Source organism: Streptomyces shaanxiensis (assembly GCF_039537145.1).
GTDB lineage: Bacteria > Actinomycetota > Actinomycetes > Streptomycetales > Streptomycetaceae > Streptomyces > Streptomyces shaanxiensis.
The window spans coordinates 51,015-65,398 of record NZ_BAAAZY010000005.1; the positions used below are offsets into that span (position 1 = coordinate 51,015).

The 14,384-nt window shown below is 72.4% G+C and carries 16 protein-coding genes; 8 read left to right on the forward strand and 8 right to left on the reverse strand.

The window, feature by feature from the left end:
* Positions 1-77 precede the first annotated feature (77 nt).
* Genes ABD932_RS05055 through ABD932_RS05065 form a run of 3 tightly spaced genes read left to right on the forward strand, consistent with a single transcriptional unit; the run spans position 78 to position 2,420 of the window.
* Positions 78-1,226 (forward strand): lipid-transfer protein, encoded by a 1,149-nt coding sequence (locus ABD932_RS05055; protein ID WP_345008982.1) that lies wholly within the window; start codon positions 78-80, stop codon positions 1,224-1,226.
* A gap of 7 nt (positions 1,227-1,233) precedes the next feature.
* Positions 1,234-1,650 carry a Zn-ribbon domain-containing OB-fold protein gene (locus ABD932_RS05060; protein WP_345008984.1) on the forward strand — a complete coding sequence of 139 codons (417 nt, stop codon included), beginning with the start codon at positions 1,234-1,236 and terminating at the stop codon, positions 1,648-1,650.
* On the forward strand, positions 1,647-2,420 hold the full coding sequence (locus tag ABD932_RS05065) for an enoyl-CoA hydratase/isomerase family protein (RefSeq protein WP_345008986.1): 774 nt from the start codon (positions 1,647-1,649) through the stop codon (positions 2,418-2,420). The genes ABD932_RS05060 and ABD932_RS05065 overlap by 4 nt, the downstream gene beginning before the upstream one ends.
* Positions 2,421-2,427: 7 nt before the next feature.
* Here ABD932_RS05065 and ABD932_RS05070 read toward each other — a convergent pair whose 3' ends face one another.
* From ABD932_RS05070 to kbpA, 3 genes are all read right to left on the reverse strand, one after another.
* Positions 2,428-2,979 carry a hypothetical protein gene (locus ABD932_RS05070; protein ID WP_345008988.1) on the reverse strand — a complete coding sequence of 184 codons (552 nt, stop codon included), beginning with the start codon at positions 2,977-2,979 and terminating at the stop codon, positions 2,428-2,430.
* A 168-nt stretch (positions 2,980-3,147) separates the two neighbouring features.
* A complete protein-coding gene (gene afsK / locus ABD932_RS05075; protein WP_345008990.1) occupies positions 3,148-5,529 on the reverse strand; it encodes a protein serine/threonine kinase AfsK in 2,382 nt (793 codons plus the stop codon).
* Between the two features lie 221 nt (positions 5,530-5,750).
* Positions 5,751-6,512, reverse strand: coding sequence for an AfsK-binding protein KbpA (gene kbpA, locus ABD932_RS05080; RefSeq protein WP_345008992.1), 762 nt, complete (start codon positions 6,510-6,512; stop codon positions 5,751-5,753).
* A gap of 122 nt (positions 6,513-6,634) precedes the next feature.
* Between kbpA and ABD932_RS05085 the strand changes: the two genes are divergently transcribed.
* A complete protein-coding gene (locus tag ABD932_RS05085; RefSeq protein WP_250090716.1) occupies positions 6,635-7,282 on the forward strand; it encodes a TetR family transcriptional regulator in 648 nt (215 codons plus the stop codon).
* A gap of 107 nt (positions 7,283-7,389) precedes the next feature.
* Here ABD932_RS05085 and ABD932_RS05090 read toward each other — a convergent pair whose 3' ends face one another.
* Complete coding sequence (locus ABD932_RS05090; RefSeq protein ID WP_345008996.1) at positions 7,390-7,842, reverse strand: Lrp/AsnC family transcriptional regulator; 453 nt, start codon at positions 7,840-7,842, stop codon at positions 7,390-7,392.
* Between the two features lie 82 nt (positions 7,843-7,924).
* Between ABD932_RS05090 and ABD932_RS05095 the strand changes: the two genes are divergently transcribed.
* Positions 7,925-8,548, forward strand: a complete 624-nt coding sequence (locus ABD932_RS05095) for a LysE family translocator (RefSeq protein ID WP_345008998.1) — start codon at positions 7,925-7,927, stop codon at positions 8,546-8,548.
* A 16-nt stretch (positions 8,549-8,564) separates the two neighbouring features.
* Here ABD932_RS05095 and ABD932_RS05100 read toward each other — a convergent pair whose 3' ends face one another.
* Both ABD932_RS05100 and ABD932_RS05105 read right to left on the reverse strand, forming a co-directional pair.
* Positions 8,565-9,041, reverse strand: a complete 477-nt coding sequence (locus ABD932_RS05100; RefSeq protein WP_345009615.1) for a nitroreductase/quinone reductase family protein — start codon at positions 9,039-9,041, stop codon at positions 8,565-8,567.
* Between the two features lie 5 nt (positions 9,042-9,046).
* A complete protein-coding gene (locus ABD932_RS05105) occupies positions 9,047-10,240 on the reverse strand; it encodes an acyl-CoA dehydrogenase family protein (protein WP_345008999.1) in 1,194 nt (397 codons plus the stop codon).
* Positions 10,241-10,316: 76 nt separating this feature from the next.
* On the opposite strand from ABD932_RS05105, the gene ABD932_RS05110 reads away from it, so the two are divergent.
* From ABD932_RS05110 to ABD932_RS05120, 3 genes are all read left to right on the forward strand, one after another.
* A complete protein-coding gene (locus tag ABD932_RS05110; RefSeq protein WP_345009001.1) occupies positions 10,317-11,489 on the forward strand; it encodes a thiolase C-terminal domain-containing protein in 1,173 nt (390 codons plus the stop codon).
* Positions 11,490-11,577: 88 nt separating this feature from the next.
* Positions 11,578-12,003 carry a pyridoxamine 5'-phosphate oxidase family protein gene (locus tag ABD932_RS05115; protein ID WP_345009003.1) on the forward strand — a complete coding sequence of 142 codons (426 nt, stop codon included), beginning with the start codon at positions 11,578-11,580 and terminating at the stop codon, positions 12,001-12,003.
* Between the two features lie 27 nt (positions 12,004-12,030).
* Positions 12,031-12,732 carry a pyridoxine/pyridoxamine 5'-phosphate oxidase gene (locus ABD932_RS05120; RefSeq protein WP_345009005.1) on the forward strand — a complete coding sequence of 234 codons (702 nt, stop codon included), beginning with the start codon at positions 12,031-12,033 and terminating at the stop codon, positions 12,730-12,732.
* 14 nt (positions 12,733-12,746) lie between these two features.
* Here the strand turns inward: ABD932_RS05120 and ABD932_RS05125 are convergent, their stop codons facing one another.
* Positions 12,747-13,619, reverse strand: a complete 873-nt coding sequence (locus ABD932_RS05125; protein WP_345009007.1) for a GNAT family N-acetyltransferase — start codon at positions 13,617-13,619, stop codon at positions 12,747-12,749.
* A 121-nt stretch (positions 13,620-13,740) separates the two neighbouring features.
* Positions 13,741-14,376, reverse strand: a complete 636-nt coding sequence (locus ABD932_RS05130; RefSeq protein WP_345009009.1) for a GNAT family N-acetyltransferase — start codon at positions 14,374-14,376, stop codon at positions 13,741-13,743.
* Between the last annotated feature and the right edge of the window lie 8 nt (positions 14,377-14,384).

Below are 14,384 nucleotides of genomic sequence, written 5' to 3' on the forward strand. Positions count from 1 at the left end.
CCGTAGCTGACTACCCGTCAGATTAGCTGTACCCTGACGGCCTGTCAGCAGCCCTTCAGCAGCGTGGAGGTGTGCGCATGGCCGGACTCAAGGACGCCACCGCGATCGTCGGCATAGGTCAGACCCCCTTCGCCAGGCACCTCCCCGAGGACGAGAAGACCCTCGCCTGCCGTGCCGTCCTCGCCGCCCTCGACGACGCCGGGATCTCACCCGGCGAGGTCGACGCCCTCGCCTCCTACACCATGGAGGAGACGGACGAGGTGGAGCTGGCGAAGGCGGTCGGGTTCGGGGACCTCACCTTCTTCAGCAAGGTGGGGTACGGGGGTGGCGGGTCCTGTGCCACCGTCGCGCATCTCGCCGCCGCCATCGCGAGCGGACAGGCCTCCGTCGGCGTCGCCTGGCGCTCGCGGAAACGCGGCTCCGGACCCCGACCCTGGACCGACACCGGCGTCCAGCTCCCCACCCCGGCCCAGTGGACCCGCCCGTTCGGGCTGCTCCGGCCCGTCGACGAGATAGCCATGCTCACCCGCCGCTACATGCACGAGTACGGCGCGACCCGCGACCACCTGTTCAACGTCGCCCTCGCCTGCCGCAACCGGGCCAACCAGAACCCGGCCGCGGTGATGTACGAACGGCCCCTCACCCGCGAGATGTACATGACCTCCCGGTGGATCAGCGAGCCGCTCTGCCTGTTCGACAACTGCCTGGAGACGGACGGGGCGTTGGCCTGCGTCGTCGTCAGCCGCGAGCGGGCCCGCGACTGCCGGCACGCTCCCGTCTACGTCCACTCCGCCGCCCAGGGCCTGCCCGCCCAGCACCACGGCATGGTCAACTACTGGAACGACGACCCGCTCACCGGGCCCGCCTGGACCGCCGCCCGGCATCTGTGGAAGCACGCCGACGTCACTCCACAGGATGTGGACGTCGCCCAGATCTACGACGCGTTCACGGCTCTCATCCCGCTCTCGCTGGAGGGCTACGGCTTCTGCGGCAGGGGCGAGGGCGGGGCGTTCACCGAGCAGGGGGCCCTGGAGATCGGCGGGCGGCTGCCGCTCAACACCGGCGGCGGCGGACTCAGCGAGGCCTACGTCCACGGGTTCAACCTCATCAACGAAGGCGTACGGCAACTGCGCGGCACCAGCACGGCCCAGGTCCCCGGCGCCGCCACCTGTCTCGTCACCGCCGGCGAAGGCGTCCCCACCTCCGCGCTGCTCCTGAGGAGTTGACCGAGCGATGCTCTCCCCCGTCACCGACCCCGACGGCGCCCCCTTCTGGCAGTACGCCGCCCAGGGCGAACTCCGCGTCCAGACCTGCGCCGACTGCGACGAACCCCGCTTCCCGCCCCGCCCCTGCTGCCCGCACTGCCAGTCCTTCGCGTGCGAGTGGCGCAAGACCTCGGGCCAGGGCCGCGTCTGGTCGTACGTCGTCCCGCACCCGCCCCTGCTGCCCGACTACGCGGAGCAGGCGCCGTACAACGTCGTGGTCGTGGAACTCGTCGACGCGCCCCGCATCCGCCTGGTCGGCAACCTCGTCACCGGCCCGGACGCACCGCTGAACTCCCTTCCCCCGGCGCGGATCCGCATCGGTGCGAAAGTCCAGGCCGTCTTCAGCGGCACCGGGCTGCCGCGGTGGGTCCTGGAGCGCCCATGAGCCTCCACCTCACGGCCGACAAGAACACCGGCGTCGCCGTCGTCACCCTCGACCGGCCCGACCGCCTCAACGCCATCGACCTCACGTTGCGGGACGAACTCGTCGCGGCCTGGCGGGAGTTACGGTTCGACGACACCGTACGGGCCGTCGTGCTCACCGGCGCCGGGGAGCGGGCCTTCTGCACGGGGCTGGACCGGGACGCCGTCGTGCCGCAGCCCGGGTCGCCGTACATGATGGACGATCCGCTGCTGCGGGTCGGGCCGAAGTCCAACGATCTGTGGAAGCCGGTCGTCGCCGCCGTGCGCGGCATGGCCTGCGGGGGTGCCTTCTACCTCCTCGGCGAGACGGACTTCGTCGTCGCCGACCCGACCGCCGCCTTCTTCGACCCGCACACCACCTACGGCATGGTCAGCGCCTACGAGTCGATGCTCATGGCGCTGCGGATGCCGTACGGGGAGGTGGCGCGCATGGCGCTCATGGGGAGCGCGGAGAGGTTGTCGGCGCGGCGGGCTCATGAGATCGGGTTGGTCTCCGAAGTCACCGAACCCGGTGGGGCGTTGGCCGCCGCCGTCGGCTGTGCGACCGTCATCGCCGGGTGTCCGACGGAGGCGGTGCAGGGGACCGTGCGGGCCCTGTGGGCGGCCAGGGAGGCCGCCCTCACGCAGGCGTTCGCGCAGGCGCCGCACCTGATCTCGCTCGGCAACCTGCCCACCGAACGCCAGGCGGAGTTGTTCGCGGCTAGGCGGGCCGGTGGGCACCGGGTGAGGTGAGCGCCCGTCAGTACGTGGCCGGGGCCTCGGGCCCGGCCTGGCAGTGGTCGACCTTCGCCACGAGGTCCGGGCTGGGGAGGTCCACCTCGACCCGCTCCATCTGGTTGCCGCCGACGAACACGTTCTTGGTGCCCCGCTCCACACGGCGGTTCTCGGCGTCGAGGAAGTCCACCGTCACGGTGAAGAACTCGCTCTCGGCGTTCGGGTTGGTGACCGTGACCGTCGCGTAGGGCTGCCGCACGCTGGTGCAGGTGACCAGTTCCACGGTGGCGTCCTGGGCCGGTGACGACGTCGGCGTCGGCGAGTAGTCGCCGCTGCCACCGCTGGTGCCGGCGTAGTCGTCATCGTCGTAGTCGTCGTACGTCGAACCCGACGTGCCACCGCTGGAGGACGTGGAGTCGTGGTCCTGGCTGGAGCTGCTGCAACCGCCGCCCCCGCCGCCGCTGCTGTCGCCGTCGGATCCGCCATGGCCCCGCCCCTTGGAGGAGAAGCCCGTCAGCGCCATGACGACCAGAACCGAAACCGCCGTGAGTTTGAGAATGTGCCCCCGTCGCTGCATGACGGCCACCCTAGCGATCTACTGTCACGGTCATGTCACCGCGTGGCGACCGCTGCGCACGCGGCGTAGCGTCTGCTGTGGGAGCGGTGAGCAATGCCGCTCCCGGCAGCGACGGCCGCCGTCCGGACCCCTTCCGTGCGCCGGTACGACGGCCGTCACAAGCCTTGCCTAGGAGCTGCGCGCCGTCCCCGTGCCCTTCTCCGCGTCCAGCGCGTACACGCACCGGTCCTTGCTGCACGCGTACACGACGCCGTCCTTCACCACGGGCGATCCGGTGATCTCGCCGCCGGTCGCGAGCTTCCAGCGCAGTCTGCCGTCGTCGGCCTTCAGGGTGTACAGCAGGTGGTCGGTGGAGCCGAAGTGGATCCGGCCCTCGGCCACCGCGGGTGCGCCCACGATGTCGCCGCCCGCCTGGAATCGCCACTTCGGCGTCCCGGTGACCGCGTCCAGCGTGTACAGGCCCTTGCCGCTGCCGACATGGACATGGCCCGCGGCCACCAGCACCGGCTCGATCGAGGACCGGGACTCGGTGGCGATGCGCCAGCGGTCGCGGCCGTCGGCGGCGTCCAGGGCGTAGACCGTGCCGAGGTAGTCGGCGAGGTACACACCGCCGCCGGTCACCGCGGGGCCCGGCACGAAGGCCGGCGGGCACAGGAAGACCGCGGGGGCCTCGAAGTGCCAGCGGACATGACCGCTCGCCACGTCCAGCGAGAGGACACGCGTCCCGGCCGAGACGTAGACATAGCCGTCCGGCGCCTGCGCCACCCGTACCGGGACGCCGCCGCAGGAGGCCGCGTCGCCGATGGGGTACGACCAGCGCTCTTCGCCGGTGCGGGCGTCCAGGGCGCGCAGCCGGGCGTCCTGCCAGACGTACACCGTGCCGTCGTACAGCGCGGGCCCCGCCTCCGGGGACTCGAAGTCGGACTGCGCCCCGGTGATCTCCCACAGCTTCTGGCCGGTCGAGGCCTCCCAGGCCTGGACGCCGCCGCCGCGGGTGCCGGTGACGACGGTGCCCCGCTCGGCCTTGAGCGAGTAGACCCAGGCATCCGTCTGGAGCCGCCAGAGGTCCGCGCCCTCGCGGTGGTTCAGGGCGAACAGGGTCGGGCCGTCGGAGGCGTGGATACGGCCGTCCGCGACCGCCATCGACCAGGCCACGTCCCGCGTCTTGAAGCGGCGGCGGCCGGTGGCCACGTCGAGGGCGTGGACCTCGAAGGAGGTGACGTACACGAGGTCGTCGGCGACGGAGGGGGTGCCCCAGACGTCGTTCGACATGCGGAAACGCCAGGGGCGCCAGCCGGTCGCCGGCTCCGGGGCCACGGGCGGGGCCGCCGGGACGGCAGGGCCCACGGCAGGCTCTGTGCCGTTGACGCCGGGACGGGGTTTGGACCAGGAGGCGACCAGGCCGGCTTCCGGAGGGGGCGGCTGCATGGCGGCAGCGCGGGCGTCCGCGACGCGCGGGCCGGGGCCGATGGGGACCGCTGCGCCGGCCAGCCGGATGGGGCCGGTGTCGGGGGCGCCGACCGGGACGGGGGCGGGCTGCGGGCCGGGGACGACCGGGTCGTGCGCGGGCGGGGGCGGGACCGGCGCGGGGCCGGGGGCCGGGGCGATGCGGCCGCCGCTGCGGCCCGAGGACGACGAGGGCTTCGTCGCCGGGCGGCCGCCGCGCCGTGCCTCGATCAGGCTCACCGCCCGCTCGGGCAGCCACGCCGACGCCGTACCGCTGTCGTCGGAGCCGGAACCGAAGAGGTGCGGGGCCAGCTGGGCCTGGAGGTCGGCGGGGTTGGGGCGGCCCGTCGCCTCCATCTGCATACAGGACTCGATCAGCGGACGCAGTTCGTCCGGGAGGCCTTCGAGGTCCGGGCCCTCGCGCAGCAGCATGAAGACCGTCTCGACCGGGTTGGCTCCGTGGAAGGGCGGGTGTCCGGTGGCGGCGAACACCAGCATCGAACCGAGCGAGAAGACATCGCTGGCGCCGGTGACGCTGCGGGAGTCCTTCGCCTGTTCCGGGGACATGTAGGCGGGCGTGCCGACGGCGACGTTCGTCATCGTCAAACGGGTGTTCGAGACGCCGGACGCGATACCGAAGTCGATGACGCGGGGGCCGTCCTCGACGACGAGCACGTTGGAGGGCTTGAGGTCGCGGTGGACGAGCCCCGCGCCGTGGATGGACTGCAGCGCCTCCGCCACACCCGCCGCCAGCCAGCGCACCGCCTGGGCCGGGAGCGGCCCGCACTCGTTCACTATCTCTTCGAGGGAGGGCGCGGGGACGTACGCGGTGGCCAGCCACGGCACGGCCGCGCGCGGGTCGGCGTCGACGACGGCCGCCGTGTAGAAGCCGGAGACCGCCCGGGCCGCCTCCACCTCACGCGTGAAGCGGACGCGGAACAGCTGGTCCTCGGCGAGCTCGGTCCGGACCGTCTTGATCGCCACGCGCCGGCCCGAAGCCGAGCGCGCGAGATAGACCAGCCCCATGCCGCCGGCACCCAGCCGTCCGAGCACCTCGAACGGCCCGATCCTGCGCGGATCGTGCTGTGTCAGCTGATCCACCACTCTGCCTGCCACCTCCCCGTACGGGCCCCGTCACCCAGATATGTACGCGACCCCGTGCAGCGTCTCACCACCGCACCGCCTTGGCGGCACGCACCCCGATTCTTCCTGTCCGAGGGCGTGGTTGCGAACCCGAGGGCGGAACGGGGTGTCTTGGGACAAAACCACACTCCGGCACCCGACGGAAAGCGCCGGTTCGCATGGTGGGACGCCGGAGGTAAGGGTCAGGTCAGATTTTCCCGGGCCGCCCGGCGCTCCAGGACCGCGAAGGACGCCCCCTGATTGTCGGTGACGACGGCGACCGTTCCGTACGACGTTTCGAAGGGCGGCACCTGGACCCGTCCGCCGAGCCGGTTCACCGTGGCGAGGACCTCCGCGCAGTCCGCCACCTGGAAGTGGACGACGAAATGGGGCGGCATCATCGCCGAGAAGCGCTCCGCGACCGCCGCGCGCCCGAAGTCCGGCTTCGCGTCCGGCCCGAACAGGGCGTCGGCGAAGAGCCCGCCGTAGAAGGTGTTGGCCACCTCGGTGTCCCGGGCGTACAGCTCGACCCAGCCGAAGGTGCCGGGCTCGTGCCGGCGCCCGAAGCCCTGGTGCTCGCCCGCCTGCCACAGCCCGAAGACGGCGCCCTCCGGGTCGGTGACCAGCGCGGCCCTCCCCAGCCCTGCCCCGATCTCCACGGGCGCGGTGACCACCTGACCCCCGGCCGCCCGGATCCGCCTGACCAGCGCTTCCGCGTCCGGGGTGGCGAAGAACACCGTCCACACCGTGGGAAACCGCCCGTCCGCCTTGCGGGCGAGCGAGGCCACAGGCTCGCCGTCCAGCCGGGCCAGCACGGTGGAGTCGTACGCCTCCTCGAAGTCCCACCCGAAGAGCTCTCCGTAGAACCGCTTGCCCGCCTCGACGTCGGGAAGCTGCGCGTCCACCCAGCACGGGACGCCCTCTCCGTATCCCGTTCCGTCTGCGGATGCCCTGTTTTCGGCCATGTCGCCAAAGTAACGGCCTCTCACGCAACCCGCAGACCAGGCACACCAGCCTCCGCATCCCCGTGCACCCCATTTGCAGTCGGCCGAATCGCGCCCCGATCACGCCTCGGTAAGCTGACGGCATGACAGGACAAGTGCGTACCGTCGACGGCCGCGTGGCCGGTCGGCGTGGGCAGGCGACCCGGCAGAAGCTGCTCGACTGCCTCAGCGAGATGCTCAGCTCCTCCCCCTACCGGGACGTCAAAGTCATAGATGTCGCCCGGAAGGCAGGGACTTCACCCGCGACCTTCTACCAGTACTTCCCGGACGTCGAGGGCGCCGTCCTGGAGATCGCCGAGCAAATGGCCACCGAGGGCGCCGGGTTGACCGAGCTCGTCGAGGGCCGCAGCTGGGTCGGCAAGGCCGGCTGGCAGACGGCACAGGAACTCGTCGACGGGTTTCTGGAGTTCTGGCGCCGCAACGACGCGATCCTCAGGGTCGTCGACCTCGGCGCGTCCGAGGGCGACAAACGGTTCTACAAGATCCGCATGAAGATTCTGAACTCCGTCAACAACTCCCTTTCGGAAGCCGTCACTCAGCTGCAGTCCAAGGGCAAGGTCGACAAGGACGTCAACCCGGCCGCGGTCGCGGGTTCGATCGTCGCGATGCTCGCGGCGGTGGCCTCGCACCAGAAGGGCTTCCAGACGTGGGGCGTGAAACAGGCTGAACTCAAGCCGAACCTCGCGTTGTTGGTGCACCTGGGTGTGACCGGCAAGAAGCCGACCAAATAGCGGCCGGGAGGCCGGCAGACGGCCCTCCGGGCTTCCAAGTCCTGTCTTGCAGGCGGTGGTTCACACGCGTGGGCCGCCGCCTGCTGCGCGTTCGTGCCCGCCCCGGGTCAAGCGGGAAGCGGCCGGTCCTTCACCACATGCTTCATCACCAGCGTCGACGTCAGCCGCTGCACCCCCGGCAGCGTGGCCAACCGCTCGTCGTACAGCCGCTGGTAGGAGCCGAGGTCGGCGGCGACGACCCGCAGCAGATAGTCGGGCTCCCCGAACAGCCGCTGCGCCTCCAGCACCTCCGCCACCTCGCCGATCGCCCGCTCGAACTCGGCGACGGTGTCCCGGTCCTCCTGCCGCATGGAGACGAAGACCAGCGCCTCGAAGGTCAGCCCGACGGCGGCCGGGTCCACGACGGCCCGGTATCCGCTGATGGCGCCGGCCCGCTCCAGCTCCCGCAGCCGCCGGTGGCACGGCGAGACGCTCAGCCGCACCCGCGCGGCCAGCTCGGTCACGGTCAGCCGCCCGTCCTGCTGGAGCTCGGCAAGAATCTTTCTGTCCACGTCGTCCATGAGGCAGATCTTCCCTCACTTCGACCGATCATGGGCAAACTTCGACAACACTTTCGGGCCATTCCCGCCTAATGTCCCCAGCATGGACTCCGCGCTGCTCCTTTCCTTCCTCGCCATCGACCTGCTGCTGGTCTGCATACCGGGCGCCGACTGGGCGTACGCGATCTCCGCCGGGCTGCGCGACCGCTCGCCGGTGACGGCGGTGGCGGGTCTGGTCACCGGGTACGCGCTGCACACGGTCCTCGCGGTGGCCGGACTCGCGGTGCTGGTGGCGGGCGAGCCGGCGCTGCTGACCGTGCTGACGGCCGCCGGCGCCGCGTACCTGGTGTGGCTCGGGTGGGGGGTGCTGCGCCGGCCGGGCACGCCGGGGGCAGCCGAGGAGACGGTGGCCGCGAGCCCGGCCCGCGCCTTTCTGCGCGGTGCCACGATCAGCGGCCTCAACCCCAAGGGCCTGCTGCTCTACCTCTCGGTGCTGCCGCAGTTCCTGGTGACGAAGGGCGACCATCTGCCGGTCCCCGCCCAGACCGCCGTACTCGGCCTGCTCCACATGGCGTGCTGCGCCGCCGTCTATCTCACGGTGGGCCTCGCGGCCCGCGCGGTCCTCGGCGCCCGCCCGGCGGCGGCACGGGCGGTCGCGCGCACGTCCGGGGCGGCGATGCTGGGGATCGGCGCGTTCCTCCTCGTACAGCGCCTGGCGACGCTGTGACCTGCGGACGATGACCCTATGACCTGCGGACGATCCTGAAGAGCCGGATCTCCCGCTCCACCCGCGCCTGATACGTCGCGTACGGCGGCCAGAACGCGAGCAAGTTCTTCCAGACGGCCGCCCGCTCCTCGCCCTGAAGCAGCTGCGCCCTGACGGGGATGTCGGCGCCCTTCCAGCTGATCTCGGCGTCCGGATGCGCCCGCAGGTTCGCGGTCCAGGCGGGGTGGCCGGTGCGGCCGAAGTTGGAGCCGACCAGGATCCAGGAGCGGCCGTTCTCCTCGGGCATGCAGGCGAGCGGCGTGCGGCGGGGCAGTCCGCTGCGGGCGCCGGTGGAGGTCAGGATCACGCCGGGCAGCATCTGGGCGCTGAGCAGCACCTTGCCGCGGGTGAGCCGGTGCACGGCGCGGTCGAGCGCGGGGACGACATGCGGGGCGACCCTGGCGAAGCCCCGTGTCGAGGACACCTTCTGTACCGCTCGCACGACCACTGGCATGCCGATCACACCGCCACCTCCCGGGCACCGGACGTCTCGAAGAGCCGGGCGGTGTCGGCGGCGTACGCCCGCAGCCGGTGCACCGGCCCGAAGAGCAGCTCGTCGCCGGCCGCCCGCTTGAAGTACAGGTGGGCCTCGTGCTCCCAGGTGAAACCGATGCCGCCGTGCAGCTGGATCCCCTCGGCCGACGCGGTGCGCAGCGCCTCCAGGGCCTGCGCGAGCGCGAGCCCACCGACTCGCTCCCCATGAGCGACAGCCCAGGCCGCGTAGTACGCCGCCGAACGCGCCGCCTGCACCCCCACATACACATCCGCCAGCCGGTGCTTCACCGCCTGGAAGGACCCGATCGCCCGCCCGAACTGCTCCCGCTGCTTGACGTACTCCACGGTCCGCTCCAGCGCCCGGTCGGCGGCGCCCACGGCCTCGCAGGCGAGGACGGCCGCGGCCACGTCTCCCGTGCGGGAGAGGGCGGCCGGCACATCCGCGCCCTCCTCCCCCAGCAACTCGGCCTCCACGTCCCGCAGTTGCACGCGGGCCTGCGGCCGGGTGGCGTCCAGCGCTGTCTGCCGTACCCGTACGACCCCCACCGCGTCCCCCGGCACCAGGAACAGCAGCGTCCGTGACCGGGCGAACCCCCCGGCGTGCGCGGCGACCACAAGGAGCCCCGCGCTGTGCCCGTCCAGCACCTGGTCGACCTGCCCGTACAGCCGCCAGCCGCCCGCGGCCCGCCGCGCCTGCACGCCGCCGGCCCGCCCGCCGCCGGCCCAGTCGCCGTCGCCCGGGCCGGTGAGGGCGAGGGCGGTGGCGAGTGCGGGGCCGGGGACGGCGAGGGCGGCGGTGAGGGTGCCGGCGGCGATGCGGGGCAGCAGGTCGGCGCGCTGGGCCTCGGTGCCGAGCGAGCCGATCAGCGGTGCGGCGAGGACGGCGGTGGCGAGCAGGGGCGAGGGGGCCAGGGCCCGCCCGGTCTCCTCGCAGGCGAGGGCGAGTTCGGTCGCCGAGCAGCCGACACCGCCGTACGCCTCGGAAAGGGCGAGCCCGGGCAGGCCGAGCCGGCCGGCGAGGTCGGTCCAGAGGGCGGGGTCGTGTCCGGCGGGGGTGTCGAGGGCCGCGCGCAGCTCACGGGGGCCGCAGCGGCTGTGCAGCAGCTCGCGGAGGGTGCGGCGGATCTCGTCCTGCTCGGGGGTGAAGCTGGCGTCCATGGCTCTTCCCTCCGTATCTGACGGGCCGTCATATTAGGAGGGCCACAGCGAGATGCACAGGGGTTGGAGGCCTCTCATGACGCCCTGGAACCGGAAAGTCGCCGTGGTCGGCGTGGCTCTCTCCGACTGCGGCCGCGTGGACGACGCGACCCCCTACGCCCTGCACGCCCAGGCGGCCCGCCGCGCCCTGGCCGACGCGGGTCTGGACCGGGCGGTGGTGGACGGCCTCGCGTCCGCCGGTCTGGGCACCCTGGCCCCCGTCGAGGTGGCCGAGTACCTGGGCCTGCGCCCCACCTGGGTCGACTCCACCTCCGTGGGCGGCTCGACCTGGGAGGTCATGGCGGCCCACGCGACGGACGCGATAGCGAGGGGGCACGCGAACGCGGTGCTGCTGGTCTACGGCTCGACCGCCCGCGCGGACATCAAGGCCGGCCGGCGTACCGGGAACCTGTCCTTCGGCTCCCGGGGCCCGCTGCAGTTCGAGGTGCCCTACGGCCACACGCTCATCGCCAAGTACGCCATGGCCGCCCGCCGCCACATGATCGAACACGGCACGACCGTCGAGCAGTTGGCGGAGGTGGCGGTCCAGGCGAGGGCGAACGCCGCGCTGAACCCGCAGGCCATGTTCCGCGACCCGATCACCGTGGACGACGTCCTGTCCGGCCCGATGATCGCGGACCCCTTCACCAAGCTGCACTGCTGCATCCGCTCCGACGGCGGGGCGGCGGTGCTGCTGGCCGCCGAGGAGGTCGTACGGGACTGCCGTACGGCACCCGTGTGGATCCTCGGCACCGGGGAGCACGTCTCGCACGCCGCCATGTCCGAGTGGCCCGACTTCACGACCGGCCCGGCGGCGGTGAGCGGACGCCTCGCCTTCGAGCGGGCCGGGGTACGGCCGCGGGAGATCGACTTCGCGGAGATCTACGACGCGTTCACCTACATGACCCTGGTGACGCTGGAGGACCTCGGCTTCTGCGGCAAGGGGGAGGGCGGCGCGTTCGTGGAGAAGGGGCGGCTGCTGGTGCGGGGCGGAGAACTGCCGGTCAACACGGACGGGGGTGGGCTGTCGGCCCAGCATCCGGGGATGCGAGGGCTGTTCCTGCTGGTGGAGGCGGTACGGCAGCTGCGGGGCGAGGGCGGGGAGCGGCAGGTACGGGGGCGGGACGGGGAGTTGCCGCGGCTGGGGGTGGCTTCGGCGACCGGGGGCTGGTTCTGCTCTTCGGGGACGGTGGTGCTGGGGCGGGATTGAGACTTCCTGCCGGGGCGGGGAACACGTGGTGCACGGGCGCGTGTTGTGGTGCATCGGAAGTTCGTCCGACGCCCTGGAGGAGACTGGAATGGCCCTGACCCGGGAAGAGCGGGAACAGTTCCTGACCGAGCCGCACATCGCCGCGCTGGCGGTCGACGCGGGGGCGGGGCGTGCTCCGCTGACCGTGCCGATCTGGTACCAGTACGAGCCCGGCGGCGACGTATGGATCATGACCGGGCTGGACTCCCGCAAGAGCCGGCTGATCCAGGCGGCCGGACGGTTCTCCCTGCTGGTGGACCGGACCGAACCCACGATCCGGTACGTGTCGGTCGAGGGGCCGGTCGTCGGGACGACGCCCGCCACGCTGGAGGAGCTCCGCGAGATCTCGGCCCGCTACCTCCCGGCCGAAAAGGTGGAGGCGTACGTCGACTTCAGCTGGAAGAACCACGGTGAGCAGGTCGTCATCCGCCTGCGGCCCGAACGGTGGGTGTCGTCCGACCTCGGTCAGGACTGAGCGGGCCCCGCACGCGACAATCGGGGCATGGGAACGGATCATCACGAGCGGGATCTTCACGAGCCGGATCTTCATGAACCGGATCTTCATGAACTGCTGAGGTCGCTGCGGGTGTGGGACATCGACCTGCCCTCCTTCGACCCGGCGGCCGCACCCGCCGCACCACTCGCCCTCTTCACGGCCTGGTTCGCGGAGGCGGTCGCGGCCGGGCAGGTGGAGCCCCACACCATGTCCCTCGCCACGGCCGACGAGGCGGGCCTGCCGGACGTACGGACCGTGATGCTGCACGGCGCCGACGCGTCCGGCTGGTCCTTCGCGACGCACGCCGGCAGCCGCAAGGGACGCCAGCTGGCCGCCCGCCCGTACGCGGCCCTCGGCTTCTACTGGCCGGCGCAGGGCCGCCAGGTGCGGGTCCGCGGGCCGGTCACGAGCGCCCCGTCCGCCGAGTCCCAGGCCGACCTGCACGCCCGCTCGACCGGCGCGCTGGCGGCGGCGCTGACCGGGCGGCAGAGCGAAGCCCTGTCCTCGGTCGAGGAGTTGGCGCGCGAGTCGCGGGCGGCCTGGGAGCGGGCCCAGCGGGAGCCGGACGCCCCGGTCCCGTCCTGGACCCTCTACCGCCTGCGCCCCGAGGAGGTCGAGTTCTTCCAGGGCGACGCGGCGCGACGGCATGTCCGGCTCGTCTACCGGCGTACGGAGGAGGGGTGGGCCAAGGAGCTGCTCTGGCCCTGAGAACCGGTGGGCTGTCAGAAGCCCCGGTTGCCCCGGAAGTCGTAGGCCGTGAAGTCCGCCACCGCCCGGTACCCGATGCGCTGATAGAGGCTGTTGCTCGTCTGGTTGGCCAGGTCCGTGAAGAGCAGCACCTCGCGCACCCCGGAGGCGAGCACGGCCCGGCTGACCTGCGCGGTGACCGCGCCCGCGTAGCCGCGTCCGCGCAGATGGGCCGGGGTGTAGACGGGGGCCACCCGGACCTGGCCGGCGACAATCGGGGTCACGCCGGCCATGGAGAGGGGGGTGCCGTCCTCGCCCTCCCACAGGGTGACGCCCCCGTAGGAGATCCGTGAGTCGGCCCACCCGGCGGCGTCGCGGGCGGCGGCATGGCCGGCGTCCTCGACGAACTCGCCGTACCAGCGGGCCAGTTGCTCCCGGTCCTCCTTGCCCGCGACCCGCGCCCGGCCCGCCGGAAGAGGCTGCGGAACGGTCAGGTTGCCGAGCCGGTACAGGCGTTGGCGCTGGCTGACCGCACCCCGGGCGCCCGCCTGCCGGCGCCAGGCCGCGACGAAGGCCTCGGCGGTCTCGCTCGCCGCGATGACGCCGGGGACCGCGTGGCCGAGGGCGACCAGGTGGGCGGCGAGGGACTCGGCCTCGTCGGGGTTGAGGGGCGTGACGTTCAGGCGGTAGGGCGGGGTGCGGAAGTAGGCGGCGCGCACCTGTCCGCCCACCTCCAGCACGCCGAAGACGGGTGCCTCGTCGCCGTACGCACGCAACCCGCTCCTGCGCAGCGTCTCGGTCACCGTCAGGGCGACGGTGTGCAGGTCGGGGCGTGAGCGCAGGAAGCCACCGGCGCGGGCGAGGAAGCCGGTGAGATCCTGGGTGCAGTACCAGTCGTCCGGGCGCATACCTCATGATCCCGCGCCCGGGCGGAGGTTGTGCACCCTTTTCCGTCGTGGACACCAAGCCGACACAAGACCCCACTCCCAGGCGGGGGTTGAGGGGCTCGGGGTTCACGGTCCGGCGGGTCTACAGGTTGACGTCCGGGGCCTGGGCCGGGTGTCCGTCGGGGCCCGGTTCCGGGTCCGTCGCCAGCCTCGCGTGCAGGTGCATGTCCCGGTACGCGTCGTGCCGCCCCGCCTCCCACATCGCGCCGCGCAGGGTCCCCTCGTACCGGAATCCGCACCGCTCGGCGATGTGGCAGGAGGAGTCGTGGCCGACGGCGTGGTCGAGTTCGAGGCGGTGCAGGCCCAGGTCGGTGAGGGCCCAGCGGGCGATGAGGGCGAGGGCGCGGGTGGCGACGCCGCGACCGCGGGCCTCGGGGAGAACCCAGTACCCCACGCGGGCGGAGTTCATCATCGGGTTGATGACGTTGACGGCGATGTGTCCGAGGAGTGCGCCGGTCGTCGCGTCGGTGACGCAGTACGGCGCCGCGGAGCCCTCCGCCGAGTTCCGTGCCGCGTCACGCAGGGACTTCCGGGCGCTGTCGAGGTCCGTGGTGATCCGCAGCGGGGTGTTCCAGCGCCGGAAATCGGGGTCGGTGCGCCCGCGGAACCAGGCGTCCACGTCGGCCTCGGAGTCCGGGTCCCAGGGGCGCAGGCGCAGACCGTGGCCGTGCAGGTCGGGGAAGGGGTGCCCGGTGGGTCGTATGTCGGCGTGGGTCATGGGGTCAT

What these genes read in the sequence shown, in the direction of transcription:
- ABD932_RS05055 (WP_345008982.1), top strand. Translation starts at nt 78, where the DNA reads ATGGCCGGACTCAAGGACGCCACCGCGATCGTCGGCATAGGTCAGACC.
- ABD932_RS05060 (WP_345008984.1), top strand. Translation starts at nt 1,234, where the DNA reads ATGCTCTCCCCCGTCACCGACCCCGACGGCGCCCCCTTCTGGCAGTAC.
- ABD932_RS05065 (WP_345008986.1), top strand. Translation starts at nt 1,647, where the DNA reads ATGAGCCTCCACCTCACGGCCGACAAGAACACCGGCGTCGCCGTCGTC.
- ABD932_RS05070 (WP_345008988.1), bottom strand. Translation starts at nt 2,979, where the DNA reads ATGCAGCGACGGGGGCACATTCTCAAACTCACGGCGGTTTCGGTTCTG.
- kbpA (WP_345008992.1), bottom strand. Translation starts at nt 6,512, where the DNA reads ATGGCCGAAAACAGGGCATCCGCAGACGGAACGGGATACGGAGAGGGC.
- ABD932_RS05085 (WP_250090716.1), top strand. Translation starts at nt 6,635, where the DNA reads ATGACAGGACAAGTGCGTACCGTCGACGGCCGCGTGGCCGGTCGGCGT.
- ABD932_RS05090 (WP_345008996.1), bottom strand. Translation starts at nt 7,842, where the DNA reads ATGGACGACGTGGACAGAAAGATTCTTGCCGAGCTCCAGCAGGACGGG.
- ABD932_RS05095 (WP_345008998.1), top strand. Translation starts at nt 7,925, where the DNA reads ATGGACTCCGCGCTGCTCCTTTCCTTCCTCGCCATCGACCTGCTGCTG.
- ABD932_RS05100 (WP_345009615.1), bottom strand. Translation starts at nt 9,041, where the DNA reads ATGCCAGTGGTCGTGCGAGCGGTACAGAAGGTGTCCTCGACACGGGGC.
- ABD932_RS05105 (WP_345008999.1), bottom strand. Translation starts at nt 10,240, where the DNA reads ATGGACGCCAGCTTCACCCCCGAGCAGGACGAGATCCGCCGCACCCTC.
- ABD932_RS05110 (WP_345009001.1), top strand. Translation starts at nt 10,317, where the DNA reads ATGACGCCCTGGAACCGGAAAGTCGCCGTGGTCGGCGTGGCTCTCTCC.
- ABD932_RS05115 (WP_345009003.1), top strand. Translation starts at nt 11,578, where the DNA reads ATGGCCCTGACCCGGGAAGAGCGGGAACAGTTCCTGACCGAGCCGCAC.
- ABD932_RS05120 (WP_345009005.1), top strand. Translation starts at nt 12,031, where the DNA reads ATGGGAACGGATCATCACGAGCGGGATCTTCACGAGCCGGATCTTCAT.
- ABD932_RS05125 (WP_345009007.1), bottom strand. Translation starts at nt 13,619, where the DNA reads ATGCGCCCGGACGACTGGTACTGCACCCAGGATCTCACCGGCTTCCTC.
- ABD932_RS05130 (WP_345009009.1), bottom strand. Translation starts at nt 14,376, where the DNA reads ATGACCCACGCCGACATACGACCCACCGGGCACCCCTTCCCCGACCTG.